Annotated in this window: 26 protein-coding genes; 15 read left to right on the forward strand and 11 right to left on the reverse strand. The window is 62.8% G+C overall.

The genetic code is table 11. The features are described 5' to 3' along the window. Nucleotides 1-226 precede the first annotated feature (226 nt). The 5 genes from VIZ63_RS11225 to VIZ63_RS11245 are packed head-to-tail and all read right to left on the reverse strand — an operon-like array spanning nt 227 to nt 3,915. Entirely contained in the window at nt 227-1,054 is an 828-nt protein-coding gene (locus VIZ63_RS11225) for a DUF1080 domain-containing protein (protein WP_331609696.1), read from the reverse strand. Beyond that, nucleotides 1,051-1,680 carry a gluconate 2-dehydrogenase subunit 3 family protein gene (locus tag VIZ63_RS11230; RefSeq protein ID WP_331609697.1) on the reverse strand — a complete coding sequence of 210 codons (630 nt, stop codon included), beginning with the start codon at nt 1,678-1,680 and terminating at the stop codon, nt 1,051-1,053. The genes VIZ63_RS11225 and VIZ63_RS11230 overlap by 4 nt, the downstream gene beginning before the upstream one ends. Continuing rightward, nucleotides 1,680-3,485 carry a GMC family oxidoreductase gene (locus VIZ63_RS11235; protein WP_331609698.1) on the reverse strand — a complete coding sequence of 602 codons (1,806 nt, stop codon included), beginning with the start codon at nt 3,483-3,485 and terminating at the stop codon, nt 1,680-1,682. Before VIZ63_RS11235 ends, VIZ63_RS11230 begins: the two co-directional genes overlap by 1 nt. Nucleotides 3,486-3,489: 4 nt before the next feature. Beyond that, the gene (locus tag VIZ63_RS11240) at nt 3,490-3,675 is read right to left on the reverse strand and encodes a hypothetical protein (RefSeq protein ID WP_331609699.1); all 186 of its coding nucleotides are present in this window, start codon (nt 3,673-3,675) and stop codon (nt 3,490-3,492) included. Nucleotides 3,676-3,693: 18 nt separating this feature from the next. Further along, complete coding sequence (locus VIZ63_RS11245; protein WP_331609700.1) at nt 3,694-3,915, reverse strand: hypothetical protein; 222 nt, start codon at nt 3,913-3,915, stop codon at nt 3,694-3,696. A 59-nt stretch (nt 3,916-3,974) separates the two neighbouring features. On the opposite strand from VIZ63_RS11245, the gene VIZ63_RS11250 reads away from it, so the two are divergent. Beyond that, nucleotides 3,975-4,829 carry a fumarylacetoacetate hydrolase family protein gene (locus VIZ63_RS11250; protein ID WP_331609701.1) on the forward strand — a complete coding sequence of 285 codons (855 nt, stop codon included), beginning with the start codon at nt 3,975-3,977 and terminating at the stop codon, nt 4,827-4,829. 20 nt (nt 4,830-4,849) lie between these two features. Here the strand turns inward: VIZ63_RS11250 and VIZ63_RS11255 are convergent, their stop codons facing one another. The 5 genes from VIZ63_RS11255 to VIZ63_RS11275 form a co-directional block, all read right to left on the reverse strand. Then, nucleotides 4,850-5,443, reverse strand: coding sequence for a DUF1080 domain-containing protein (locus VIZ63_RS11255; protein WP_331609702.1), 594 nt, complete (start codon nt 5,441-5,443; stop codon nt 4,850-4,852). Between the two features lie 83 nt (nt 5,444-5,526). Next, complete coding sequence (locus VIZ63_RS11260) at nt 5,527-7,047, reverse strand: MFS transporter (RefSeq protein ID WP_331609703.1); 1,521 nt, start codon at nt 7,045-7,047, stop codon at nt 5,527-5,529. Between the two features lie 31 nt (nt 7,048-7,078). Further along, complete coding sequence (locus tag VIZ63_RS11265) at nt 7,079-8,200, reverse strand: Gfo/Idh/MocA family oxidoreductase (RefSeq protein WP_349261173.1); 1,122 nt, start codon at nt 8,198-8,200, stop codon at nt 7,079-7,081. Nucleotides 8,201-8,223: 23 nt separating this feature from the next. Then, a complete protein-coding gene (locus tag VIZ63_RS11270; RefSeq protein WP_331609705.1) occupies nt 8,224-9,279 on the reverse strand; it encodes a sugar phosphate isomerase/epimerase in 1,056 nt (351 codons plus the stop codon). An 18-nt stretch (nt 9,280-9,297) separates the two neighbouring features. After that, complete coding sequence (locus VIZ63_RS11275) at nt 9,298-10,197, reverse strand: sugar phosphate isomerase/epimerase (RefSeq protein ID WP_331609706.1); 900 nt, start codon at nt 10,195-10,197, stop codon at nt 9,298-9,300. Nucleotides 10,198-10,336: 139 nt separating this feature from the next. Between VIZ63_RS11275 and VIZ63_RS11280 the strand changes: the two genes are divergently transcribed. Beyond that, a complete protein-coding gene (locus VIZ63_RS11280) occupies nt 10,337-11,545 on the forward strand; it encodes an ROK family transcriptional regulator (protein WP_331609707.1) in 1,209 nt (402 codons plus the stop codon). Here the strand turns inward: VIZ63_RS11280 and VIZ63_RS11285 are convergent, their stop codons facing one another. Further along, the gene (locus tag VIZ63_RS11285) at nt 11,546-12,418 is read right to left on the reverse strand and encodes a DUF1080 domain-containing protein (protein ID WP_331609708.1); all 873 of its coding nucleotides are present in this window, start codon (nt 12,416-12,418) and stop codon (nt 11,546-11,548) included. A gap of 182 nt (nt 12,419-12,600) precedes the next feature. Between VIZ63_RS11285 and VIZ63_RS11290 the strand changes: the two genes are divergently transcribed. The 13 genes from VIZ63_RS11290 to VIZ63_RS11350 all read left to right on the forward strand — a co-directional run bounded on the left by VIZ63_RS11290 (nt 12,601) and on the right by VIZ63_RS11350 (nt 26,006). Beyond that, the gene (locus VIZ63_RS11290; RefSeq protein WP_331609709.1) at nt 12,601-14,292 is read left to right on the forward strand and encodes a GMC family oxidoreductase; all 1,692 of its coding nucleotides are present in this window, start codon (nt 12,601-12,603) and stop codon (nt 14,290-14,292) included. A 13-nt stretch (nt 14,293-14,305) separates the two neighbouring features. Further along, the gene (locus tag VIZ63_RS11295; protein ID WP_331609710.1) at nt 14,306-14,914 is read left to right on the forward strand and encodes a gluconate 2-dehydrogenase subunit 3 family protein; all 609 of its coding nucleotides are present in this window, start codon (nt 14,306-14,308) and stop codon (nt 14,912-14,914) included. A gap of 54 nt (nt 14,915-14,968) precedes the next feature. After that, a complete protein-coding gene (locus VIZ63_RS11300) occupies nt 14,969-15,373 on the forward strand; it encodes a Dabb family protein (protein ID WP_331609711.1) in 405 nt (134 codons plus the stop codon). 515 nt (nt 15,374-15,888) lie between these two features. Then, nucleotides 15,889-16,893: a MoxR family ATPase gene (locus tag VIZ63_RS11305; protein WP_331609712.1), complete on the forward strand. Its 1,005-nt coding sequence runs from the start codon at nt 15,889-15,891 to the stop codon at nt 16,891-16,893. Further along, on the forward strand, nt 16,890-17,786 hold the full coding sequence (locus VIZ63_RS11310) for a DUF58 domain-containing protein (protein WP_331609713.1): 897 nt from the start codon (nt 16,890-16,892) through the stop codon (nt 17,784-17,786). Before VIZ63_RS11305 ends, VIZ63_RS11310 begins: the two co-directional genes overlap by 4 nt. Further along, nucleotides 17,783-18,268, forward strand: coding sequence for a DUF4381 domain-containing protein (locus tag VIZ63_RS11315; RefSeq protein ID WP_331609714.1), 486 nt, complete (start codon nt 17,783-17,785; stop codon nt 18,266-18,268). Before VIZ63_RS11310 ends, VIZ63_RS11315 begins: the two co-directional genes overlap by 4 nt. Continuing rightward, nucleotides 18,265-19,239: a VWA domain-containing protein gene (locus VIZ63_RS11320; protein WP_331609715.1), complete on the forward strand. Its 975-nt coding sequence runs from the start codon at nt 18,265-18,267 to the stop codon at nt 19,237-19,239. Before VIZ63_RS11315 ends, VIZ63_RS11320 begins: the two co-directional genes overlap by 4 nt. Then, the gene (locus tag VIZ63_RS11325) at nt 19,236-20,168 is read left to right on the forward strand and encodes a vWA domain-containing protein (RefSeq protein ID WP_331609716.1); all 933 of its coding nucleotides are present in this window, start codon (nt 19,236-19,238) and stop codon (nt 20,166-20,168) included. Before VIZ63_RS11320 ends, VIZ63_RS11325 begins: the two co-directional genes overlap by 4 nt. Then, the gene (locus VIZ63_RS11330) at nt 20,165-21,289 is read left to right on the forward strand and encodes a hypothetical protein (RefSeq protein WP_331609717.1); all 1,125 of its coding nucleotides are present in this window, start codon (nt 20,165-20,167) and stop codon (nt 21,287-21,289) included. The genes VIZ63_RS11325 and VIZ63_RS11330 overlap by 4 nt, the downstream gene beginning before the upstream one ends. Continuing rightward, a complete protein-coding gene (locus VIZ63_RS11335; protein ID WP_331609718.1) occupies nt 21,286-23,058 on the forward strand; it encodes a BatD family protein in 1,773 nt (590 codons plus the stop codon). Before VIZ63_RS11330 ends, VIZ63_RS11335 begins: the two co-directional genes overlap by 4 nt. 266 nt (nt 23,059-23,324) lie before the next feature. Then, entirely contained in the window at nt 23,325-23,669 is a 345-nt protein-coding gene (locus VIZ63_RS11340) for a hypothetical protein (RefSeq protein ID WP_331609719.1), read from the forward strand. Between the two features lie 418 nt (nt 23,670-24,087). Continuing rightward, nucleotides 24,088-25,206: a hypothetical protein gene (locus VIZ63_RS11345; protein WP_331609720.1), complete on the forward strand. Its 1,119-nt coding sequence runs from the start codon at nt 24,088-24,090 to the stop codon at nt 25,204-25,206. Next, nucleotides 25,203-26,006, forward strand: coding sequence for a class I SAM-dependent methyltransferase (locus VIZ63_RS11350; RefSeq protein ID WP_331609721.1), 804 nt, complete (start codon nt 25,203-25,205; stop codon nt 26,004-26,006). The genes VIZ63_RS11345 and VIZ63_RS11350 overlap by 4 nt, the downstream gene beginning before the upstream one ends. Nucleotides 26,007-26,056: the final 50 nt, after the last annotated feature.

Raw genomic sequence — 26,056 nt, forward strand, 5'->3', positions numbered from 1 at the left:
CAGAACGCTCCAGGGAAACCTTGCCGGCCGTGCCGATCGTAACGCTCGCGCCGGGATACCGGCGTTTCACAATCCACTGATCAGCGTCGGCGCAAGCCATTACCTCGATGTGACTGCCTCGCGAGCCCGCGTGTCAGATGAAACAGCTCACAACCAGTCAGGTCGTTGGAACGACGTGTTCGCCTGGTCAGCGGCAAGTGACAAACCGTCCTTGCTCGGACATCGGCTATCGTTGCAGTGGTCGGATCCAGATGTTCCTGAAGCGAACCGGATAGGTATGGTCCTGCAGCTGGATCGGTCCCGCCGGACCGTGCACGACCAGCGCAGGCAGCGCACGAAAACGCACCGCACCGAGCAGTTCGGTATGGTTCTGGGTAACGACGCCGTTGTGCAGGATCGTGACGTAGCCAGGCGTCACGACCTTGCCGTCCTTGAATCGCGGCCCGGTATAGATGATGTCGTACGTCTGCCATTCGCCTGGCGGGCGCGAGACATTCACGAGCGGCGGCGTCTGGCCGAAGATCGCCGAGGCCTGGCCATCGGCGTAGGTGAGGTTGTCGAAGCTGTCCAGAATCTGGACTTCATATATGCCATACAGAAAGACGCCGCTGTTGCCGCGCCCCTGACTGTGATTACTGGGCGGCGCAGGCGTGGCGAATTCGACGTGCAACTGACTGTCGCCGAATTCCTCGCGAGTGGCGATGTCGCCGGCGCCGGCGGTCACTTCCATATAGCCGTCTGCGACTTTCCATGTCGCGGGACCTCCGTCTTTCACCGATGTCCACGCTTTGAGGTTCGTGCCATCGAACAGGATCACCGCGTCAGCGGGTGGCTTGCCGGCCGTGCCGGGCGCCACGATCGGGGGACGTGGACGTGCTTCGTCATGAACGCGCCATTGGCTGCCCGGCAGTTGCGGGCCGTCCGTGTAGCCCGTCGGAAATTCCTCTGTCTCTGCTGCGAGGGCGAACGGCCCGATCAGCAATAGTGCCGCGACGGCAGCGGTGCCCGGTCTTCCGAAGATCTGGCACCTCGATCGAAACACGGACCGTTTCATAGCAGACCTGCTTTCTTGAGTACTGCCGCCGGCGGACCATCGAACCTGGCCAATGGCACGTTACCGACATATTGAAGATCCTTGCGGCCCTCAGGAGTCGTGTAGAAGCCGCCCGCGGTCAGATCGCGATAGCGTGCAAAAAACCCGGCCGCCTCGGTGAATTGCGGTGCGGCCTTCGGCAGGTAGCAGATGTCATCACAGATCTGTCGCCCCTGGCCGATCAATAGTGCGCCGAAAGGCCTGGAGAAGCGGCGGGCGGACTCCTTGTCCAACCATTCAAACCCGTTGAGCACGATCTTGCGATCGGCACGGTGCTCTTCGTAGGGTGCGCTGATCCACTCGTCGATGAACTCGACCACACCAACCTTGGAAGCACTTGGCGAATTCGCATCCGCCGGAATGATCAGATCGGCAAGCGCTGCGGCGGTGACGCGCTGCTCAGAACTCAGTGTGAGGGGCCACAGATCGCCTGGCTTGTAGATCTTAAGCAGGTCGGGATCGGTGCCGTATGGCGTCGATGTCACTGCCGTACCGGTTGCCTGCGCCGCATGAACGACTGCTCCCTTGAGCGCGGGCAGCGATGCCGACGCGGCCAGCATCCACTTGATCGTCGTACGTCGGTCCATTACAGCTCCTTGCGGCGCATGCGATCGAGAATGTGATCGGCCGCGCGCCAGGCGCTGGCCATGATGGTGAGCGTCGGATTCTTGTCCGCGTTGGACGGAAACGGCGCACCGTCGGTGAGAAAGAGATTCTTTACGTCCCACGTCTGGCACCACTGGTTGGTGACCGAGTCGCGCGCACTCTCGCCCATGATGGCGCCACCCACCTCGTGAATGATCTCGCCGCCGTGAGCGATGGCATTGCGACCGTCACTATGCACCACATCCTTCACACGTCCGCCCATGGCCTCGATCAGCTGGGCGAAGGTCTTCTGCATGTGGGCAGCCTGATTGATCTCGTGCGTCGACCACTTCCAGTGGAAACGCAGCACGGGGATGCCCCATTTGTCTTTGACGACGGGATCGATCTCGCAGTAGGAATCCTCATTCGGCAGCATTTCTCCGCGTCCTGAGAAATACATCATGGAGCCGTAGTAACGGCGCTGGTCCTCCTTGAACTTCGCGCCATAGCTGCCACCCGTCAGCCATTCCATGTCGGCCGTGCTGAAGACCGACGGCATGTCCCGGCCGCCGCCGAACTCAATGTGATAGCCGCGTGCGAAATTGAGCTTGCCGGCGAGTTGCTCCTGATAGAGCCACCAGGGCGAGTACATGTGTCCACCGGACACTCCATCCTCATTGTGCGGCGGTAAACTTTCCAGCCGCGGAATCTGCCCGACCACGCTGGCACCCACGGTGTCCATGATGTACTTGCCCAGCTTGCCGCTGGAGTTCGCGAGTCCCTGGGGAAAACTGCTGGATTTGGAGTTGAGCAGGATGCGCACGGTTTCGAGCGCACTCGCTGCAAGTACGACGACACGCGCCGTCACGTGAACTTCCTTGCCCGTCGCTCGGTCCACGACACGAACCCCCGACGCGTCGCCGCGCTTGTCGAGCGTCACCTCGCGGACCATCGCGTCGGTCACGATGTCCAGCTTGCCGGTGTCCAGCGCTGGCGGCAGGTGTACGGTGGTCGATTGATAGTTCGCCCGCGTCGAGCAGCCACGGCCGCAGGGCGTGGCAAAGAAGCACGCCGCACGACGTTGCATGTCGGCCGCGAGGATGGTCTGCGCAGTGGCATTGCCTGGATGCAGTAGGGCTGGGAGCCGCTTCCAGTCGAGTCGCTCGGTGAGCACGGCGCGATGACACGCGACCACCGGAATACCCAGCGTGCGAGCGTACTTTTCGGTCAAGAGGTCGCTCACCAGCGGCTTCGGTGCCGGCAGCAGACATCCATCGGGCGAGTCAGGCGTGTTCTCCAGGCCTTCTTTCGAACCGTAGATGCCGACCAGCATTTCGACCTTGTCGTAGTACGGCGCCAATTCCTCATACGAGATCGGCCAATCGAGCCCCAGTCCGTCGCGCGAACGTCCCTTGAAGTCATAGGGACCATTGCGCAACGAGATGCGTCCCCAGTGATTCGTGCGACCGCCCAGCATGCGCGAACGCCACCACATGAAGCGACTGGCAGGATCGGTGCTGGCTTGAACGTACGGTTCTCCTGGCACCTCCCAGCCACCGTCCACCGTCGCATCGTAGAAACCAAATGGCTTGTCCACCGTGCTGACGCCACGCAGAGGTGCCTGGTCCGGTGTCTGGAACATCGGGGTCTCGGTCAACGGGTCATAGCGACGTCCCGCTTCCAGCATCAGCACTTTCGCGCCTTCCATGGTCAGCGTGTACGCCGTCTGACCTCCCGCGGCGCCGGACCCCACGACGATGACGTCATAAGACTGTTTCGATGCTGCATCCAGCGTAATGAAGCTCATTGATTCATCCGTGGTTGGATTCGAGTCGACCGCTGAGCCGGCCGGGTTCTTGGGTTTGCACACCGCCGCCGGCGGTGATGTTGTTGACTACTTCTACGCGCACACGGCCGGCGTCGAATCTGCAGGCCACTGCGTCGTGATGTGCCGCTGCGGAGAAGCCGAGGAATTGCCTGCGATCGAAGATCGACATCGCTTCCGGCTCGTTGGATCAGAGCGGATGGTTCGGCATCACATACACACAGCGCAGCGGATTCGGCTGGAAGGCATTGTTCATGACGTAGCCACCCCGGTCGGTGAGATTCTTGAGGTTCACTCGTGCATCGAGCTTACTGGATAACGTGTAGCCCAGGAATGCGTCCGCCTGCACCGGCGATGGAATCTGGATGTCGTGCTGCCAATTCCCCGCCAATCGGATCGGGATCAATCGCATCGTGTAATCTTCCGCTGCATGATCAACATGAATGACTTCAACATCAGTGTAGGTAGACCATGAAGCTGTTGCGATTCGGTGCGCCGGGCCGTGAAAAGCCAGGAATGCTCGACAATTCGGGCCGCATCCGGGATCTGTCCGGCGTGGTTGCCGATGTGGATGGACACACCCTGGAAACCGGGCTCGCACGACTGCGAACCCTGTCCCCTGCTGCGCTTCCTCTGATCGATTCAACGGTTCGCATAGGCCCCGCCGTCGCGCAGGTCGGCAAGATCGTCTGCGTCGGTCTCAACTACGCGGATCATGCGCACGAGATCGGGCAGCCGCTCCCGTCGGAACCCATCCTGTTCCTCAAGGCCACGTCGTCGATCACCGGCCCCTTCGATGACGTCGTCTTGCCGCCTGGTTCGCAGAAGGGCGACTGGGAGGTGGAACTGGGCGTGGTGATCGGTCGGCACGCGCGCTACGTCTCGAAGGAAACGGCCCTGGACCACGTTGCCGGCGTTTGCGTCATCAACGACGTTTCAGAGCGCAGCTACCAGCTCGAGCGTGGCGGACAATGGGACAAGGGCAAGGGATGCGACACGTTCTGTCCGCTCGGCCCGTATCTCGTCACACTCGACGCAGCCGGGGATCTGCAGTCGCTCGATCTGTGGTGCAAGGTGAACGGACAGAGCATGCAGCACGGCAACACTCGCACCATGATCTTCGATGTAGCGCACCTGGTGCATTACACGAGTCAGTTCATGAGCCTGCAACCTGGCGATGTGATCAGCACCGGCACACCGCCTGGAGTGGGCATGAGCATGAAGCCGCCGCGCTGGCTGCGGGAGGATGACATCCTGGAAGTCGGCATCGCGGGACTGGGCGAGCAGCGACAGCGGGTCGTGCGCTATGGCTCCGGAGAAAAGTAGTCGCTCGAAGGCCATCCTGCTCATCGTCGCACGCTGATCTCACGGAACAGGACCACGTCCGACTCCCCGTGGTTCTGCAGTCCGATATAGCCGGACGTCGGTCGCGGCCCGCGCTCCGGCTCGCAAGGTTTGAGTTTGCCCGGCACCGGGTCGCCTTCGCGAAAATCCGTTACGACGACATCGTTCACCGTGACCACGGTGCGATCGCCGTCGAGCGTAATCTCCATCGTGTTCCACTCGCGCAGTTCCGGCCTGGCGCGCGCCTTGGTGAACGAATACAGCACACCCGTGCGATGCATGTCGTCATCGCTGTCGTCGATCTGTACTTCATAGCCCTTGTTGACAGGCATCCAGGGCTCGGTCGGCTCCTCCGGAATGCGTATGAACACTCCTGCATTGCCAGCCTCCTGCGGATCCGGTGCGCGATACACCACACGGATGGATGCATTGCCGAATTTCTCGCGCGTGTACCACAGCAATCCCATGCCGCCCTCGGTTCTGAGCAGACCGTTCTCCACGACGAACCGCCCGGGCCCCACATGGCTCCAGCCATCGAGGTCCTTGCCATTGAAGAGCGGACGCCAGTCGTCCGCGGCATGGACGGCACCGTTCATGAAGAATCCTGCGAGCGCGAGGTATAGGGCTATCAGAACCGATCGTAGTTTCACAACGCATCTCCTGGCTGATGGGTTCTCGATCAGGTGAGCGGCGGCGCGTGACCCAGCGCGACGGCCCGGTAGCCGCCACGCCGGCGGAAATACAGGATCAGCAGCAGGTACGCACCCAGCGTGATGAGCGGCAGGACGGCGACCGACTTCAGTGCGGTCCTTTTGCTTCCTGCCACTACAGAATTCACGACCGTGCGTGTCTCTTCGTCAGCGGCGTTCACCTTCATCTCGTCGAGCGCCAGATAACGCCCGAACGCGCCGCTCTTTTCGTTGGTGAAGTACGTGGCATGCAACTGCGTGCCGTGCTGTGCATCGTGTTCTGCCAGGGAACTGCCGATGGCGCGGTCCTGAATCGTGCCAAGCAGCACTGAGCCCACGATCCCGACGCCAAGCATGCCGACACCCGCGAGCACATTCATGGTCACGGCCCCGCCCTTGGGAAACTGCTCGGCGACGAATCCGATCGAGGTGGGCCAGAAGAAACTCTTGCCTACACCATAGATCGTCGCTGCCAGCAGCACCGTTACGCCGGTAGCCTCCGACAAACCATAGAGACCGATCGCCGCGATCGCCGAACACAGCGCCAGCAGACCGAGCGGCGAGAAGCGATGGACCAGCGGTCCGGCAAACAGACGCAGTACCAGCATCAGCGCGGAGGTGTACACGAGTACCCAGCCCGATTGCAGTCCCATGCTGACCACCTCGGGTTCGAGCAACGAGGTGATCCAGCTATCAGTGCCGAGTTCGGTCGTTGCGAGCGGCATCATGATGAGCAGCATGACGATGAACAACCCGCGGCCGGGAGAACGCGTGTAGTACGCGTAGTACGCCGTCGCAGCGACGATCAGCAACGCCTGCAACAGCAGCGACCAGTCGAACACCCGGCCCACTTCGATGACGATGAGTGCGGCCACGATCAGCGCGCTGATGTAGCCCGCTTCCGCCAGCATCTGGCGGTAAGACACACCCGCAGCCACGCGCTCGCTCACCGGGAAGCGCTGACGCAGCAGCAGGATGGAGTACACGACGACGGGGACAATCACGAGGCCGATCTTCCAGCGCCAATCGACACCGGTGCCCTGTGCCAGCGCCAGCAATCCGCCCAGCACCAATCCGCCGGGCCATCCCGCGTGCAGCATGTTCAGCCACTTCGTCTTGTCGTGACGATACGCCGTGGCGATGATTGGATTCACCGCCGCCTCGACGGCGCCGTTGCCCAGTGCGAGGACGAACGTCCCGATGTAGAGCGACCAGTATCCGGTCGCGAACAACGTGACCGATGTGCCGATCAGGTGACACGCAACGGCCACCCAGAGCACCGCGCGAAATCCGACGCGATCGATCAACAGACTCAGCAGCACGATGCTGATCGAGAACGGCCACAGCCCGACACCCAGCAGTTCGCCTTTCTGGGTTGCCGAGAGATTGAACTCATGCCCCCAATCGTCGATGACGAATGCACGCAGCACGAAGCAGAAGGACGTTGCAACCAGTGCGGCAAAGCAGGTGATGAACAGTCTGTTGTTGGCGGGTTCAGTTGTTGTATTCATTCATTCCCCCCGGAGCGAAAGTCTTGAGACGCTAGATGTTGGTCCAGGCGGCGTCACGCCTGCTGGATTCCACGGCAGCGTGAATGAACCGCACACCGCGCAAGCCATCGCTGACCGTCGGCACCAGCAACGCGCCCTCGCCTGCGGCTCTACCCTGGTTCGCGGCCAGGATGAGATCGGCTGTGTCCGAATAGATTTGCGCGAACGCCTCGATGTAGCCCTCCGGATGTCCCGACGGCACGCGCGAGGCCGCAGTGGCCGAGCGCCCCAGCCCGGCGCCGCCGCGCGTAATGAAGCGTGGCTGCTCGCCCAGCGGCGCAAAACGCAACTGATTCGGGTGTTCCTGCGACCATTCGATGCCCGCTTTCGATCCGTAGAGACGCACGCGCAGCCCGTTCTCGTTGCCGGGTGCCACCTGGCTGGCCCACAGCGAACCGCTCGCGCCGTTCGCGAACCGCAGCAACATCTGGCCGTTGTCGTCCAGCCGGCGTCCGGTCACTTGAGTCGAAAGATCGGCCGCGAGCTTCGCAACCTGCACGCCGGTGATGAACTCCGCCAGATGAAAGGCGTGAGTGCCGATGTCTCCTATGGCACCGGCAACGCCGCTGCGCTGCGGGTCGACACGCCACGCCGCCTGCTTGTTGCCGGCGGTTTCGAGATCCGTCGCCAGCCAATCCTGCGCGTACTCGATCTGCGCGACGCGCAGATCGCCCAGCAGTCCCTCGGCGATCATCTGCCGCGCCTGTCGCACCAGCGGATAGCCGCTGTAGTTGTAGGTCACCGCGAACACACGCCGCACGCTCTCTGCAGTGCTCACGAGGTCCTCGGCGTCCTCCAGCGTTGTCGTCAGCGGCTTGTCGCAGATCACGTGGAAGCCGGCGTCGAGGCATAGCTTCGCCGCCCGGTAGTGCAAATGATTGGGTGTGACGATGGCGATGGCATCCACTCGATCTGCGCGTTGCCGCTCCCGGCTGACCATCTCCTCGAGCGTTGCGTAACAACGATCAGACGCGAGGTGAAGATCGGCCCCGCTATCGCGCGAACGCTGTGCATCGGAGGAAAACGCGCCAGCCACGAGCTCGTACCGGTCGTCCAGACGCGATGCCATTCGATGCACGGCGCCTATGAAAGCGCCGCGACCGCCGCCGATCATGCCGAGCCTGAGGCGTGCAGCCACTAGCCGAGTCCCAGCATCCGACGATTGGCCGCCGCATCCGTTCCGGCGCCCGCGAAATCATCGAAGGCCTTGTCCGTGGTGCGGATCAGATGTCGCTGGATGAACGGCGCGCCTTCGGCAGCACCCTGCTCCGGATGCTTGATGCAGCACTCCCATTCCAGCACCGCCCAGCCGTCGTACCCATATTGAGTGAGCTTCGAAAAGATGCCGCCGAAATCGACCTGGCCGTCACCGAGCGAACGGAATCGACCAGCCCGGTCGATCCACGGCTGGTAGCCGCCGTACACCCCCTGTCGGGCACTGGGCCTGAACTCCGCGTCCTTGACGTGAAACATGCGGATGCGCGAGTGGTAGACATCGATGAAGCCGAGATAGTCGAGCTGTTGCAGCACGAAGTGGCTCGGGTCGTAGAGCATGTGACAACGCGGATGATTGCCGACGCCCTGCAGGAAGCGCTCGAACGTGACGCCGTCGAACAGGTCCTCGCCCGGATGAATCTCGTAGCAGAGGTCGACCCCCGCGGCATCGAACGCATCCAGGATCGGACGCCAGCGATTCGCCAGTTCGTCGAAGGCCGTTTCCACGAGGCCGGCGGGACGCTGCGGCCAGGGATAGAGATAAGGCCAGGCGAGCGCACCTGAGAACGTGGCATGCGCCTTGAGACCCAGACGCTGCGAAGCATGCGCCGCCTTGCGCAACTGTTCGACGGCCCATTGCTGGCGCGCACGCGGATTGCCTCGCATCGAGGGCGGCGCGAAGCCATCGAAGGCTTCATCGTAGGCCGGATGCACCGCGACCAGCTGCCCTTGCAGATGGGTCGACAATTCGGTGATCGCAATGCCCTCTTCCGCGAGAATTCCCTTGATCTCATCGCAGTAGGCATCGCTGTCCGCCGCGCGTTCGAGATCGAACAGGCGCGACTCCCAGGTCGGAATCTGCACACCCTTGTAGCCAAGCTCAGCGGCCCAGCGCGCGATGGTCCGCAGGTCATTGAACGGCGGCTCGGCGCCTGCGAACTGCGCCAGGAAGATGCCTGGACCTTTGATCGTAGCCATGGGGCGTCCTCGCAGCGTTCAGGCGTTCGCGCCGAGCTTCCTCAGGTAGTCGTAGCTGATCTTGATGGACTCGAGCGGACTGCGGTCGAAGTTCTCCTGCTCGACGTAGTAGTGCTGGATGTGCACGGGATCGGCAGCCGCGAAGAGCGCCTGCCAGTCGATCGCACCGCTGCCTACTTCGGTCGTCTGCGCCTGCAGCTCGGTGGTCACCTTCAGATCCTTGCGTACATCCTTCACATGCAACTGCGTAATGCGCGACGCGTACTTCTTGAGATAGGCCACCGGGTCCTGACCGGCGGTGACCACCCAGGCGATATCCAGCTCCAGCGACACCAGCGCCGGATCCGTCAGGCGCAGCAGTTCGTCGAACGCGATGACACCATCGAAGGAACGAAATTCGATGTTGTGATTGTGATAACCGAAATGGACACCGGACTTGCGCGCAAGCTCGCCGACCCGATTCAACTGCTCCGCATTCCACTTCCAGTCATCGAGTGTCATCTCTGCACCTTGCGAGCCGCTCGGAAGGGATCGCCCATCGGCGGTCGCCGGGAAGGAACAGACCAGGTACTGGACCCCGAGCGCCTTTGCGTAGTCGATGCGTTCCTGCGCCTTGGTCTTCAGGTCGACCATATTCGAATGCATGCTGGGAAAGCTGAGTCCGGTGTCTGCGCGCAGCGCCTGCATCTCTGCCACCGGTCGCACGGGACCTGCCAGCTCAACTCCGGTGTAACCGATGTCTGCGATGGCCCTGAGTGTTCCCGGCAGGTCCTTGGCCGCCGCCTCCCTCACCGTATAGATCTGCAGCCCGATGGGGCGTCCGAGCGGACCCCTGGCCGGCGACGCATCCGCGGGTAGACAAGTCATCGCCGCCACCGCCAGCGAAGAATTCTGCAAGAAACGACGCCGTGTCCACATGATTCCCCCTTACCTGATTGCAGAAGCGGCCAGCACAAGCGGCCAGACTCATTTGCATTCTTTCTGCCAGAATAAATCCGCACACTGCGGTCTGTATATCGACAGGTTTACTTCGGACATCGACGAAAAGAGAGAGGCCATGCTCCCCTGGTTGAATCTCGGTTTACCCCGGACCGCGCCGTCCGCACAGACCAATCATGCTTTGAACCTGAGCAGCTATCTCGCGAGGCTGGTCGCGTCCGGACAGGCCACGTCCCGCTCCGAACTGGCCCGGGTGACGGGGCTCGCACGCTCGACAGTGTCCGAGCATCTGGCGCCGCTGCTGCGAATCAACCTGATCGCCGAGCACGAGGCAGAGGCCGGCGCACGCGGCCGTCCGCCCTCCGTGCTGACCTTGAATCCGCAGGCGGGCGTCATTCTGGTCGCCGATATCGGTGCGGCCCGCGGACGATTGGCGATCGCGGATTTCGGCCAGCACTTCCTGGCCGAACGCTCGATCAAGACGGATGTGGCACGCGGACCCGAGCCCGTGCTCGCGGAAGTGCGCGCCGAATTCCTGCAGATGCTCGCCGAACATCAGATAGAGCCGCACAACGTGCGGCTCATCGTGGTGGGTCTGCCGGCACCGGTCGACTTTGCCAGCGGCGTACCCGTGCGCCCTCCCATCATGCCGGGCTGGGACAACTATGCCGTTCCCGCCTCTTTCCAGGTCGCGTTCTCTGCACCGGTTCTGGTGGACAATGACGTCAACCTGATGGCGCTCGGCGAAGCGCGCTGTCGCCCCGCTTCGCAATGTCCGCTGTTGTATGTCAAGGCGTCGACGGGCATCGGCTGCGGAATCGTGACTCACGACGGGCAACTGCACCGCGGAGCCGACGGCGCGGCCGGCGACATCGGGCACGTTCGCGTGCCCGGACACGAGGAGGTCTGTCGATGCGGTGGCGTCGGCTGTATCGAGGCATTTGCATCGTATGCTGCGATCCTGCGCAAAGCGGGCGGTGAAGGCACCGGCAATCCTGCCCAGTCTTCGGACTCAGTCGACGGCCAGCTGCACGCCCTGGTTCGTACTGCGGCGGGTGAGATCGGCGAAGTGATCGCCATGCTCGTTCACTTCTTCAATCCTGGAGTCATCGTGCTGGGCGGGCGCATGACGCAGTTCGGCGATGAGATGCTGGCTGGCGTCCGCTCCGTCGTCTATCGGCGCGCGCTGCCGCTCGCCACGCGCAGGCTTTCCGTCGAACTCAGCACGCTGGGTAACCGCGCGGGGATCATCGGCGCCGTCGTACTCGGTGTGGAACATGTGCTGTCCCCGCAGGGCCTGCGCGCCCTGATACCGGTCAGCAGCTGACTATCGGTCGGTACTGTAGCGGCACTCCGCGGGCATCGATCTGACGAAGTAGCTCTTGTAGTTGATCGCCTTGTGATCCATGCAACCCGCAAGACTGAGCAACTCGACTTTGCGGAATTCGATCGGGTGCGACTCGCTCTGCAACGCCAGGTAGCCGCCTTCGATCAATTGGCCATCCGGCTTGGCGGCCGGCTCGAATTCATTCACCGCGCCGCCGCCATACTGCGGCAGTGAATACTCCAGGACGGTCTCGCCGTTGACCTTGTGCGTGATCGTGGCGCTGCCGAGCACGAGGATCTCGGCCCGCACCCACTGGTCGCCATCGAAGGTCTTCGACTTCGAGTCGAAGCAGTGCGTTGGCAACAAGGAGCCGTCGTAGACGACTTCTGTGCCGGGCGTACACACATTGAGTGTCGGACGCGCAACTCCATCGCCCAATCCCCCCAGGAACTGCGCTTCGATCGAGATGGGGAAGTCCTGGTTCCGCGTCATCGACCGCGGATCCTGTGAATGCAGCATCACGCCGCTGTTGCGCACCGCCCAGCTTCCCGGTCCTTGCGGCGCCTGCTCCCCGACGAAACGGTATTCGACGACGAGCCGGTAGTAGCTGAACGGTTTCGCGTAGAACAGGTGCCCGAACCTTCGATCGAAGGCCCGATAGCCATCGTAGTTCACGCGCAGGACACCGTCTTCGACCTGGAACGTATTCGCGTAGTTGTCACCCAGCGAATGCCTGGTGATCTTTGGCGTCCATCCGCTGAGGTCGCGTCCGTTGAACAGCGAGATCCACTCCTCGTCATCCGGACCGGCGTAGCCCGAATCGAACCACCACAGCAGCGCAATCAGGACCGTCAGGCTTCTGGCAACGCGCATGTAACGAGACCCCTGACGACACGCCGACACGGCGCGCGGGAAGCATAGCCAACATCCGACACTGCCGACACGAACTGCCATTGCGTCATCAATAGTTCGATACCCGCCGTAATTGTGGCTCTTCAATATCGTAAGTCGTTCGCGTTACAGTCGCCGCATCAGGGGCGAATCGAGTGCGGGCAATGGCGCCAGACAAGAACAATGCCTTCGATGCAATCGTGATCGGCACGGGCATCAGCGGTGGATGGGCGGCCAAGGAATTGACCGAGAAAGGTCTCAAGACACTGGTCCTCGATCGAGGACGCATGGTGCGCCATGGCGACTATCCGACCGCGACCAAGGATCCGTGGGAGCTGCCCTACGGCGGCCGCGCGACCCAGGAAGACCTGCGGCGCCATGCGACCGCGGCGCGAACCAACTATGCCGTCACCCAGGCCACCAAGCACTGGTGGCTGGACGATGCCGAGCACCCCTACGGTGAAACGCAGCGCTTCGACTGGGTGCGCGGTTATCACGTAGGCGGCCGTTCGCTGCTGTGGGGACGACAGTCCTATCGCTGGAGTCCGATGGATTTCGAAGCGAACGCGAAGGACGGAGTAGCGGTCGACTGGCCGATTCGCTATCGCGACGTCGAACCGTGGTACGACCATGTCGAACGATTCATCGGTGTGAGCGGCCAGAGCGAAGGATTGGAACAGCTGCCCGATGGTGCTTTTCTTCCCCCGATGGAGATGAATTGCGTCGAAAAGCATTTGAAGCAATCACTCGCGGAGAAGTTCGGCCGGGTCATGACGATCGGCCGGGCCGCGCATCTGACCGCGCCATTGGCCCACAGTCCGCAACGGGGCATTTGCCAGAGCCGCAATCTCTGCATGCGCGGCTGTCCGTTCGGCGCCTATTTCAGCAGCAATTCCAGCACCCTGCCGGCGGCCGAGAAGACCGGCAACATGACACTGCGGCCGAACTCCGTCGTGTACGAATTGATCTACGAAAAAAAGGCCGGCCGCGCCAGTGGTGTGCGTGTCCTCGACGCGGAAACCAACGAGCAGCTCGAATTCACTGCACGCGTTATCTTCCTGTGTGCGTCCACCTTCGGCTCCGCGCATGTCCTGATGAACTCGACCTCCAGCCGGTTTCCCAACGGCTTCGGCAACGATAGCGGCGAGCTTGGTTGCAACATCATGGATCACCATCTGCAGGTCGGCGCTCTCGCCGTCGTCGATGGCTTCGAGGATCAGTACTACGTCGGCCAGCGGCCGAACGGCGTCTACATTCCGCGCTTCGTCAACATCGGCAAGGACAAGCGCGACTATCTGCGCGGTTTCGGCTATCAGGGCGGCGCCTCACGACGCAACTGGACACAGCTGATGAGCGATCCGGCACTGGGTGAGGACCTCAAGCAGAAGGCGACGACCCCGGGACCGTGGACCGTCTCGCTGGGAGGTTTCGGTGAGATCCTGCCCTATCACCACAATCGCGTAACCCTGGATCGGAACAGGAAGGACAAGCATGGCTTGCCGACGCTGACCTTCGACGCCGCCATCGGTGCGAACGAACAGAAGATGCGCGGCGACATGGCCAGCGAAGCGGCCGCCATGCTCGAAGCGGCCGGCTACAGCAATGTTCGTCAGTTCGATCGCGGTTACAGCATGGGGCTGGGTATTCATGAGATGGGAACGGCTCGCATGGGACGCGATCCGAAGACCTCGGTTCTCAATGAGTGGAACCAGATACATGCCTGCAAGAATGTCTACGTCACTGATGGTTCCTGCATGACATCGAGCGCCTGCCAGAACCCTTCGCTGACGTATATGGCCTTGACCGCGCGCGCTGCCAACCACGCAGTCGAAGAACTCAAACGAATGAATATCTAAAGGGCAAGCGACCATGAATCGACGCGAAGCGCTGCAACAGGTCGCCTGGTTGATGGGCGGAACCATTTCCGCCCCTGCCGTGCTGGGTATGCTCAGCGGGTGCTCTGCACACTCGGATCCGGCCTGGACACCGGTCTTCCTGACGCAGGAACAAGCTGCACTGGTCGGCGACGTGGCCGAGATCATCATTCCGCGCACGGACACGCCGGGTGCGAAAGATATCGGGATACCGGCATTGATCGATCGGATGCTGAAGGACGTCTATCCGAAAGCCGATCAGGACCGCTTCATCGCCGGATTGAGCGACTTCGTGTCGCAGACTCGCCATCACTACAAGCGCGGCTTCGCACAGCTTGATCGCGATACTCAGGTCGCCACGGTCAGATCCGCGACAGAAACCGCGATGGCGGCGGAGCGTGCCCATCCCGGTCCCGAGCGGTTGCCGAGACCGTTCATGCTCATGACTCGTGAACTCACCCTGCTCGGCTACTTCACTTCGCTGCCGGGATCGAGTCAGGTGCTGCAATACAACCCTGTTCCCGGTCCCTATCGTGGATGTGTTCCGCTCGCGCAGGCCGGAAACGGCAAGAGCTGGGCAACCGAACAGGCCCAGCGCTTCTGATGCTTCGATGTCTCACACGCTTTCCCACACTTTCGTAACGGAGCGGGACGACAGATGAACGATCCCAGTCGGCGCACAGTCATCCTGAGCATGGCAGCACTCACTGCAGGCGCCGCGGGAACGGCGGTGGCAACGAACCAGACCGACAAACGTTACCTCGTTCATCATGCACTCTTCTGGTTGAAGCGCCCCGGCTCGCGCGAAGATCGGGAACGCTTGATCGCCGGACTGAAAACGCTGCGGCAGATAGATGCGATCCGCGAACTTCACATCGGCGTTCCAGCAAATACCGAACAAAGAGATGTGGTGGATGCCAGCTTCGATGTGTCCGAGGTAATGCTGTTCGACGACGAAGCGGCGCAAAGCGCCTACCAGAAACACCCGGTGCATCGTAAGTTCGTCGAAGACTGCTCGAGCCTGTGGCAGAAAGTCGTGGTGTACGACGCGATCGACGTGTGAGCCGTTGGCGAGTTCCTTCGCCATTCGTTCGCGACTCATCTGCTCGACGCTGGCGATTGGCTGTCCCACGAGCATCACCCCGATCTGAACGCGACAACGCTCCTCGTCGCAACCTCGTTTCAATAGCACCAGTATTTCAAACACGGCTCGAAGGAACCTCCAAAGCAGAACCTTCTCAGTCGCCCGGCGCGAATCAGCGCCATCGCCGCAACTGATGGCGAATTCTTAATCCTCGCGCTCGCCGTCCGCGGAGCTGCGTGGGTACGCTAAGTTGGCGTAAACATTAATAAAGGACTGGCGGGGCGGACCGACCCCAGAACCGACGCAACCCGCTGCATTGCACAAGATTCCCCCGTTTGTGGGATAGAGCGCGTGCGCCGCGCCGATCACGATGGATTCCAATGCTCAGCCGCGCGCCAGCCGCGTGGCGGCGGCCGCGTTCGTCCGAAAACTGGAAGTCAGTTTCCGTGTCGAGATCGGCGCGACCCGTTTCCGTCAACGAGAGAGTCATCACAATGGATGCCACGTTCCCCAAGCTCGAAACAGCATCGCCGCCGGATGCTCGCGCCCGTTTCGTGGAACTTCGTGGTTACCTCTCGAACCAGATCATTGGCCAGCAGGCGCTGGTCGAACGTCTGCTCGTGACCTTGCTGGCCGATGGCCACCTGCTCGTCGAAGGCCCGCCCGGACTGGCGAAGACGCGTGCCGTGAAGGCGCTCGCGCATGCACTCGAAGGCGACTTTCATCGCGTGCAGTTCACGCCAGACATGCTGCCGGCGGATCTCACCGGCTCCGAGATCTATCGTCCCGAGGAAGGCACCTTCCGTTTCCAGCGCGGCCCGCTGTTCCACAATCTCATCCTCGCCGACGAGATCAATCGCGCACCCGCGAAGGTGCAATCGGCGTTGCTCGAGGCCATGGCGGAGCGCCAGATCAGCGTTGGCGCGGCAACGTATCGCCTGCCGCCGCTGTTCCTCGTCATGGCCACGCAGAATCCCATCGAGCAGGAAGGAACGTTTCCGCTGCCTGAAGCACAGATAGATCGCTTCATGCTGCACGTTGCCGTCGACTATCCGGATCGTGCGACGACCCTGCAGATCATGTCGCTCGCGCGGCGCGAAGCAATCGAGGCACGCGAGTTCGTCCCGCCAAAGCATCGCCTGACGCAAGAGTCCATCTTCATCGCACGACGCGAAGTACTGGGGCTGACGCTTGCGGAATCGGTGGCGGAGTACATTGCCGCGCTCGTGGAAGCGACGCGCCGGCCGGAAGCCTATAGCAACGAGCTGAAGGCGTGGCTGCGCTGGGGAGTCAGTCCGCGCGCGGCGATTTCGATGGAACGCTGCGCACGTGCGCTGGCCTGGCTCGACGGGCGCGACTTCGTCACTCCCGAAGACGTGCAACGGATTGCGCCTGACGCACTGCGCCACCGGCTGCTGCTGGATTACGGCGCGCAGGCACGCGGGCTCACTGCACAGGCTTGCGTCGAGGAGCTGCTGCGCAGGGTTCCTGCGCCGTGAAGCCGGTCGATCTCGACGAGCTGCTCGTCCTGCGCGGTGCGGCACATCGACTGACACTGCGATCGAGCGGACCCGCACGTGCTCTGCTGCTCGGCAGTCATCGTAGTGCGCACCGCGGTCGCGGTCTCGAGTTCGAAGAGGTGCGTCAGTACGTGCACGGCGACGATCCGCGCAGCATAGACTGGCGCGTCACCGCCCGACGCGGCCGACCGCACACGAAGCTCTATCGCGAAGAACGTGAGCGTCCTGTGTGGCTGCTCGTCGATCTGAATCCGGCGATGTATTTCGGCAGCCGATTGCAACTCAAGTCATCGCTCGCGATGCGCGCAGCCGCCCTGCTCGCGTGGATCGGCGCACGCGGCGGCGATCGCATCGGTGCGGTGGTCACGAACGGCACGGTGACTCGCTGCATTCCGCCGCGCTCGCGCGAAGCGGGCGTGCTGCCCATCCTCAACACACTTATAGAACTGCAACCAACCTCGCCTGCCCCGCCACTGCACACGTTGCGAGCAGCGCTCGAAACACTCACACCGCTCGTGCATCCGGGAAGCCTCTCGCTCGTGCTCAGCGATTTCGCAACAGCCGACGAGCGCGACGACACCTTGTTAGCGCGTCTGACCGCCCACAGCGAGTGCCGCCTGTTCTGGATCGTCGATCCGCTCGAATACGAAGGACTGCCGGCGGGGAGATTTCGGGGGGGCTATCCGGGAGCGATTCGCGCGCTCAACGGTCGCGATGTGCACCAGCAGTGGCTCACGGCCTGGCAGCAGCGCGAACAGTCGGTAACGGCACTCGCACAGCGGCTCATGCTTTCCGTAACGCGACTTACGACGACGCGGCCCGTGGAGCAGGCACTCGCGGAGTGGCTCACGAAACCCGATGTCGCCGCATGAACAACGACTGGCTGACCCAACTCGCTCCTGAGTCCGCGCCGGCGTCGCCCGGCTGGTGGCCACTCGCGCCGGGTTGGTGGGCACTGGCCATACTCATCGTCATCGCCGCCGGTCTCACGCTGCTCTGGCTGCAACGTCCCGCTGCGCGTCGCCAACGTTTCGTGAGAAGCGAGCTGCAGCGTCTGCGCGAGCGCGCCATCGAGCCGGCCAGCGCTGCACGGGGCATTCAGAATCTGCTGCGCCGATATGCACTCACGGTGTTCGGGCATGATGCAACGGCGCGCCTGAGCGGTGAGGCCTGGCTCCAGTTCGTGATCGACTCGGGTGGCGATGCGTTCGCGGGCGACTCGGGTCGCACACTGCTTGCCGCAGCCTTCGGAGATACTCACGCCCCCATCAGCGAAGCCGATCGGCTGGGCTGGTTCGATGCGGCCGATCAGTTTCTTCGCCGTGCGCATCCGCAACGGAGGGCGGCTCGATGATGCATGTGGCATGGCCGTGGATGGCGCTGCTCCTGCCGCTGCCGTGGTTGCTCTATCGCCTGCGAGCCGCTGCGCAATCGGGAGGCACGGCGATCTACCTGCCGTTCGTTACTGCGTTGGGCACCGCAAGTGCGGAGCGCGACAGCGTAAGACTCGGCCTGCGAGCGCTGTTCGTGCTGATCTGGATACTGCTCGTCGCCGCCGCGGTCCGCCCGCAATGGCTCGGCGATCCCCTGCCTGTTCCCACCACCGGTCGCCGCCTGATGCTGGCGGTGGACGTTTCCGGATCGATGGAAGCACAGGATATGGCGAACAACGCGACGCGCCTGCAAGTCGTGCAGGCCGTCGCCGGGAACTTCATCGACGGCCGCCGCGGCGATCAGGTTGGGCTGATCATCTTCGGCACGCAGCCCTATCTGCAGGCCCCGCTCAGCCCGGATCTGGCCACCGTGCATCGCTTCCTTGACGAAGCGGCCATCGGGATCGCCGGACAGGAGACAGCGATCGGCGATGCCATCGGTCTGGCACTGAAGCGACAGCGTGCGGAACCCAACAAGGATCAACAGAACGCCGCGAACCGTTCAGTGCTGATCCTGCTCACCGACGGTCAGAGCAACGCCGGCGCCGTACCGCCTCTGGAGGCGGCGAAGCTCGCCGCGCAGCAAGGTCTGCGCATCTACACGATCGGAGTCGGTGCGACAGGCGACGGCGGTTTTTTCGGCTCGTTCGGCAACATGGACCTCGATGAGGACACGCTGCAAGCCATCGCCAGGATCACGGGTGGCCGCTACTTCCCGGCGACGGACGCCAACGCGCTGCGGGAGGTCTATCGGGAGATCGACAAGCTGGAGCCAGCCGCCGGCCGTGAGCAATGGTGGCGTCCGGCCGACGAATGGTTCCGCTGGCCGCTCGGGCTGGCACTCCTGTTGAGTGTGCCGGCGCTCGTGCTGGGAACTCGCACCTGGACATGAGCGCACTTGCTGCATTCCATTTCCTGTACCCCGCGTGGCTCCTTGCGCTCGTGCCGCTGTGGGCGTTGATCGCCTGGGCTGCGCTGCGCCGTGCGCGCGACGGCAACTGGTCGCACGTCATCGACCCCGATCTTCTGCCCGCGATGCGACTGGAAAGCGGACGACGGGATAACGCGCCATGGTGGGTATTCGCCGCCGTGTGGACATTGGCGAGTGTTGCCCTCGCCGGGCCGACGTGGCACCGCGACCAGAGCCCGGCGTTTCGTTCGCCGCATGACTGGATCGTGGTGCTCGACCTGTCGCCCTCGATGGACGCGCGCGATGTCACGCCGAATCGGACCACACGTGCGCGCTACCTGATCGACGATATCCTGTCGTCCGTGCACGACGCACGCGTGGGGCTCATCGTCTTCGCTGGCGATGCACATGCAGTCACGCCGCTCACGTCGGATGTCGAAAACGTCCGTGCGCTGCTGCAGCCGCTGACGCCCGGCCTGCTGCCCGTACCCGGCGATGCCCTGGCGCCCGCGCTCGACGAAGCCAATACGCTTCTGCGTGCCGTTGCCAGCCGCGATGCGGAAGTGGTCGTCCTGACCGATGGGTTCGCAGATCCATCACAAGCACTTCGATCCGCCGCAGCGCTACGGGCGCAAGGCACGAGCGTCAATGTCATCGGCATCGGCACCGCAGCCGGGGCCGGAATCCCCACCGACCTGCTGCAGAAACTCGCCGCCGCCGGCCACGGTGAGTACGCATCCTTGAGCGACGCCCGGCAACTCATCGCACTATTGCAACAGCAACCGTCAGGCGAACTCGCGAGCGACAAGATGCAGGACTTGAAGCTCGAGACCTGGCGCAACGAGGGTATCTGGTTCCTGCTACCGCTGGCGCTGTTGGCGACGATGATCGCGCGACGAGGCTGGGTATGAAGCGCATCGCCCTCCTTCTGAGCATGCTGGCAGCAGGCGGCACCGCAAACGCTGCCTCGTGGTCCAGCCTGTGGTTGACGCCGGATCAGCAGGCACAGCGCCTGCTCGACTCCGGGAAAGCGGCGGATGCCGCTCGCAAGTTCGAAGACGCGCGGCGGCGCGCGTACGCACAGATCGAGGCCGGGCAATATGCGGAAGCTGCGCAGCTCCTCGCAGACTTTCACGACCCGCAGTCTCAATACAACCGAGGCAACGCACTGGCACGCGCCGGTAGCCTCGAAAATGCCCTTGCGGCCTACGACGACGCGATCAAGCAAACGACAGCTAACTCAGCACTGGGCCGGGATGCTCGTCGCAATCGCGAGCTCGTGGCAGAGCAACTCAAGCAGCAACAGTCTTCGCAATCGCAATCGGGCGGCGAATCGCAACCCGGCAAGCAAAGCTCTGCAGCGAATCAGTCACAGTCTGGCAAGCAGGATCAATCCCAAGCCGGGAACCAGTCGCAATCCGGCAAGCAGGATCAATCGCAGTCAGGAAAACAGGATCAATCCCAAGCTGGCAATCAGTCACAGCCCGGCAAACAAGACCAATCGCAAGCCGGTAACCAGTCACAGCCCGGCAAACAGGATCAATCGCAGGCCGGACAGCCAAGTCCGTCGGGCAGCGGTAGCGAGCCGCGCAAGAACGCCCAGCAGAATGCGACGAACGGATCCGGGCAGCAGCAGGATCAGCGCGCGCAAGAATCTCCGGGCCAGCAGTCACAGCAGGCCCAGGCCTCCGCACAGCGAGGCGAAGATTCGCGCCGCCAGGCCGCCGCGTCGAAAGCAGAGCAGGATAAGCAGGACGCCGCCCAAGCCCAACGCGACGTCGCGTCCACAGCCGTGCAGCCGAAGCCGCAAGACGCTGGCGGGTCGGCTGGCCAACGCATTCAACAAACAGATCAATCGCCCGATCGGAACGGCACGCCTGTCGCTGCTGCCGCGGATCAGCCTCCCTCCGAGCAGACGCTCGCACTCGATCAGTGGTTGCGACAGATTCCCGATGATCCCGGCGGTCTGCTACGCCGGAAGTTCCTCCTCGAACACCTGCGGCGGCAGCGCGCGCAGCGGGAGCCGCAATGAGATCGCTGTCTCTGGCCTGTGTCCTTCTTGCTGCGGGGCTGATGAGCACGACGACCCAGGCAGCGATCGAGGCGTCCGTGGACAGCACTCGGGTTGCACCGGGCGAGACCATCTCACTCACGCTTGCGCACGACGGCAATACGAACTCACAGCCCGACATTGCACCGCTCAAGCGCGACTTCGACGTGCTGTCGACGAGCCGCAGCAGCAACGTGCGGATCGTGAATGGCAGCATGTCGTCCGAGACGCAGCTCAGGCTCACGCTGTCACCCAGGCGTTCCGGGCAGCTCACGATTCCGGCGCTCACCTGGGGAAACGAGCAAAGCTCGCCCATTGCCATCACGATCGACAGCAGTGGCGCGCCGCCCGCCGGCACGACGCAGCAGGCGCAATCCTCCAACGTATTTCTCGAAACCAGGGTGGACGATTCGCGGCCGTACGTGCAGGGCGCCGTGAAGTTGACGGTACGACTCCTGGCCGGCGTTCAGCTCTACAACGCCAGTCTCGACTTGCCCGCGAGCAGCGACGTGCTCGTCGAGCAGCTTGGCAAAGACCGCAGCAGCCGGACGCAACGCAACGGCCGCAGCTACGATGTCATCGAACGGGACTATCTGCTGTTCCCGCAACATAGCGGCGCGCTGCAGATTCCGGGACCCGTACTCGACGCGCGCGTGCCTTCGGGTTCACGCAGCAGTCCCTTCCCCGACGACGCGTTCTCCGGCCTGTTCGACAACTTTCCATTAGCGGACATGATGCAAACCGCGCGGCCCATCCGCATTCACGGCGACAACATCTCGCTCGACGTACGACCGCGGCCGCCTGGAGCCACGACGAGCTACTGGATCCCCGCGAAGAATCTGACGCTCACGAGCGAGCGGCAGCCTGATTCCCTCGAGGTGCACGCCGGCGAGCCGATCACGCTCGATGTGCGTCTTCGAGCCGAAGGTCTCACCGCGGCCCAGCTGCCAGACATTGCATCGCTTCTGCAACTGCCCCCGGGCCTGCGTGCCTATCCCGATGAACCGAAGCTCGAGAACAGTGCGCAGAGCGGCACCGCCGTCGGCGAGCGGGATCAAAGCGTGGCACTCATCGCAGATCACGCGGGAAATTTCGATGTTCCCGCGCTCGAGATTCAGTGGTGGGACACGAGCGTCGATCAACCGCGCACGGTCGAACTGCCGGCGCTCACCATCAAGGCATTGCCCGCCGTAGCAGGAACCAGCTCGGGCGGTGCAACGAGCACTGCCGCGCAAGGTGCAACCGGAGCAACTGGCAACGGCGGGATGCAGCAGTCCAATGCCTCACCACTTGCAGAGGCAAGTGCACACTCGCGTTGGGTGATCCTTGTCACCCTGACGACCCTGCTGGTGGCCGCGGCCGCGCTTTGGTGGCTCTATCAGCAACGTGCGTCGGCAAGGTCCATCACACCGCGGGCTGCTCCTTTGCCAGGACGAGACGAAGCGCGGGCGCGCAGAGAATTTCTGGCGGCATGCAAGCTCAACGATGCACGCAGCGCACGTCGCGCGCTTCTCGAGTGGACGCAAGCAAGATGGCCCAACTCGCCCCCCCTGGGTTTGCGTGATGTCGCCGTTCGCCTCGACGATCCGGAGATCACGACACTGCTGCTGGAGCTCGACAGGGCATGCTTCGCCGGCGCCCCATGGAACTCAGCAGCGCTCGCGAAAGCACTCGAACGACTGCCCGAACCATCCGGGACCAAGCACCCGGCGCGGCGATCGGATCTGGCTGAGCTGTATCCGCAGGCCTGACACCACGCTCGTATCCGACACTCATTCTTCTCATCGACGTTGTCCTTGATAGTTGGACGATCAGCTGGGGGTGCTGCAACGCGCCCGTGAAGCCCGGCAGGCGATCATGATCGAAGGTTCACGGCCGGAACCGCAGCGCGCGATTCCGGCGAAGATCGCCGTGAGTTTCGCCAGTAACACAAACAGGTGATCTGCCAGTCGTGCGGAAATGTGGCGCACACAGGCTGCCTCGGTCGGCGAATCGCCGCGCAACCAGGTATCCGGTCATGAAACCAGCACTGCTTCTGCTCGCAGCGGTGTCCGCATTCGCTACGCTCCCCGCAGTTGCCGACGACCCGATCGATGAGCTGCTGTTGCTGAACGGCGGCGAATTCGAGATGGGCAACGGCGAAAGCAAGGTCATTCTGGATTCGAAGATCCCCGTGGAGTATCGCGTGTGTGCAACCAAGGGTCCCGACTCGGTACCACTGGTGATCCACTACGATGAAAAAGACACCGTGCTCAAGCTCGGCGATTGCACGAACCTCAAGGCGAAGTTCATCAGGCTCGAACCGGGAGCGGGACTCGAGGAGGACGAAGTCCTCATGGGGAAGTTCACGAGAGCCAGGTAATCAACAGCCCTACCCGGCGGGCATCTCCCGCCTGGCGCTGACGAACGGGCGCGTCACCCCGTGCAGGGACGCGCGGATGACTCATGCAGCGCAGCTGGATACCTCATCTCATCACCTGGCGGGGCGCTCCTGATTGAAGGACTCGATGAAGTGACGCTCGACAAAGAGACCTCTGAAGCCACCGGAGAGCGATCTCTACACAAGCCAACCTGAGCGAATGCATGCAGCGTGCATCCATGATGCATGTCAGATTGAATCTTTCTGCCATCTACGGACGCATGTGGTCCGCTAGCCTCTCTACTCATCCGCTGTCGCGCCAATCGTAAGAGTCGCGCGCTCAACCGTTAACACATGTTTGTGCAGCCTGGCTGCGGCTTGCCATCGCGGGCACTCGCAGTGATCGGCACGAGAGGCTTCGATGCTTGGACCTGTGCTCGCCTTCGCAGCAACGCTGCTGCTCATGACCGGGCTGCGCGCGCTCGCGCCCGTGGTGGGACTGATCGATCGGCCAGGCGGTCGCAAGCGCCATGAGGGCGAGGTGCCGGTCATCGGCGGACTGGCCATTTTTGGCGGTTCTCTCATGGGCTCGATGCTGTTGCCTGAGGCCGTCCAGATGCCTGTGTCCTTTGTGATGTGCGCGGCTCTGCTGGTCGCAGTCGGCGCGGCGGACGACCGTTTCGACGTCTCGGCCTGGGTGAGACTCGGCGCCCAGCTCACGACTGCATTGATCATGGTCGGCACCGAAGGTCTCGTCATTCAGGAGCTCGGCGCCGGGAACGGCGCGAATACATTCAATCTGGGTCCGTTCGCGGCATCGTTCACCGTCCTCGCCGTCGTCGCGGCCATCAATGCCTACAACATGATCGATGGCCTCGACGGACTGTCGGGTGGCCTGGGACTCGTCGCTATCCTGTCGCTACTGATGGTGGCCCATGGCGGACCTCTCGCTGGCGCCGCGCCCATCCTGGCCATGATCGCAGCCACTATCGGTGCGTTCCTGCCTTTCAATGTTCCGGTGGGCATCAACCGCCAGATGCGCTGCTTCATGGGCGATGCGGGCAGCACGCTGATCGGCTTTACCGTGGCGTGGTTTGGCATACAGCTCAGCCAGGGCAACCAGCCTCAGGTACAACCGATCACGATCCTGTGGTTCACCGCGGTGCCGTTGCTGGAGCTGGCAGTCAGTTTCTGCCGTCGCCTCGCGGCTGGACGCTCGCCTCTGGCGGCTGACGCCGATCACTTCCATCACAAACTCATGCGTGCGGGTCTGTCGGTTCCGGGCACCTGCGTCACGCTCGTGGGCCTGGCTGCGATATTCGCTGCGACTGGCTTGTTCCTCGAACACGTCGAAGCCCCATCGCTTACGTCCCTCGCGCTACTGATCATGATGAGTGCGGGCGTAATTCGCGCGTTGCTCAAGGCGCATTCCTGGGCAGGCGCCCTGCCTGCATGGATGACACAACGTCGACCATCGGCGTGGACTCGCCCGATCCCTCCGCCACCAGTACTTGAAGCCCACGTGAGATCGCCACAATGATTTTTCCGCTGATCAAGGCCGCGATACGCCGCACTCCGCTCATCGCATTGGACTACGACGTCGATCCGACTCCCCGCTGGGGCTTCGGCAAGCCGCCTCACGCCCGGCTGCAGGCTCTGATCGCGGCGAGCTCGGCGCAATACACGAAGCTGCTCATGGAGATCGCGACGTATCGCTTCGATTTTCTCGCCATCCCGGAACGGTCCACATCGCCGCTGGTGCCCAGTCGTATCAACGACTACTTCTCGGGCCTGGACGCCCTCGCTCTCTACGCATTGCTGAGGATGCGCAAGCCACGTCGCTATCTGGAAATCGGTTCCGGAAACTCCACCCGCTTCGCCGCGCGTGCGATAAGCGATGAAGGTTGTGATACTCGGATCATTTCCATTGATCCGCAACCTCGCGCGGAAATCGACACGCTCGCGCAGCGAATCGTGCGAGCGTCACTGGAGAGTGTCGACCAGGAGATCTTCCGCGAGTTGCAACCGGGCGACTTCCTGTTCTTCGACGGCTCGCACTACTGCCTGCCGAACTCTGACGTGGTGACGTTCTTCCTCGAGATCCTGCCCGAGTTGCCTGCCGGCGTGGTGGTCCAGGTGCACGATATCCGGCTGCCCTACGACTATCCGCCGAAGCTGAAGCGGCACTGGTACGGCGAACAGTACATCCTGGCGATGTACCTGCTCAGCACACCGCGGCCCGACGTGCTGTTGCCGAACTATTTCATCTGGGAGCAGCCGAAGCTGCGCGCGCTCGTGGATGACATCGGCGGAGGCAATTCTTTCTGGTTCGTGACGTGACGCGGCACCCTCGAGCCCGGACCAGCCCTGAACGCCGGGCGTGATGCCCG

This window comes from Povalibacter sp. (assembly GCF_036520495.1).
In the GTDB taxonomy this organism is placed as follows: Bacteria; Pseudomonadota; Gammaproteobacteria; order Steroidobacterales; family Steroidobacteraceae; genus Steroidobacter.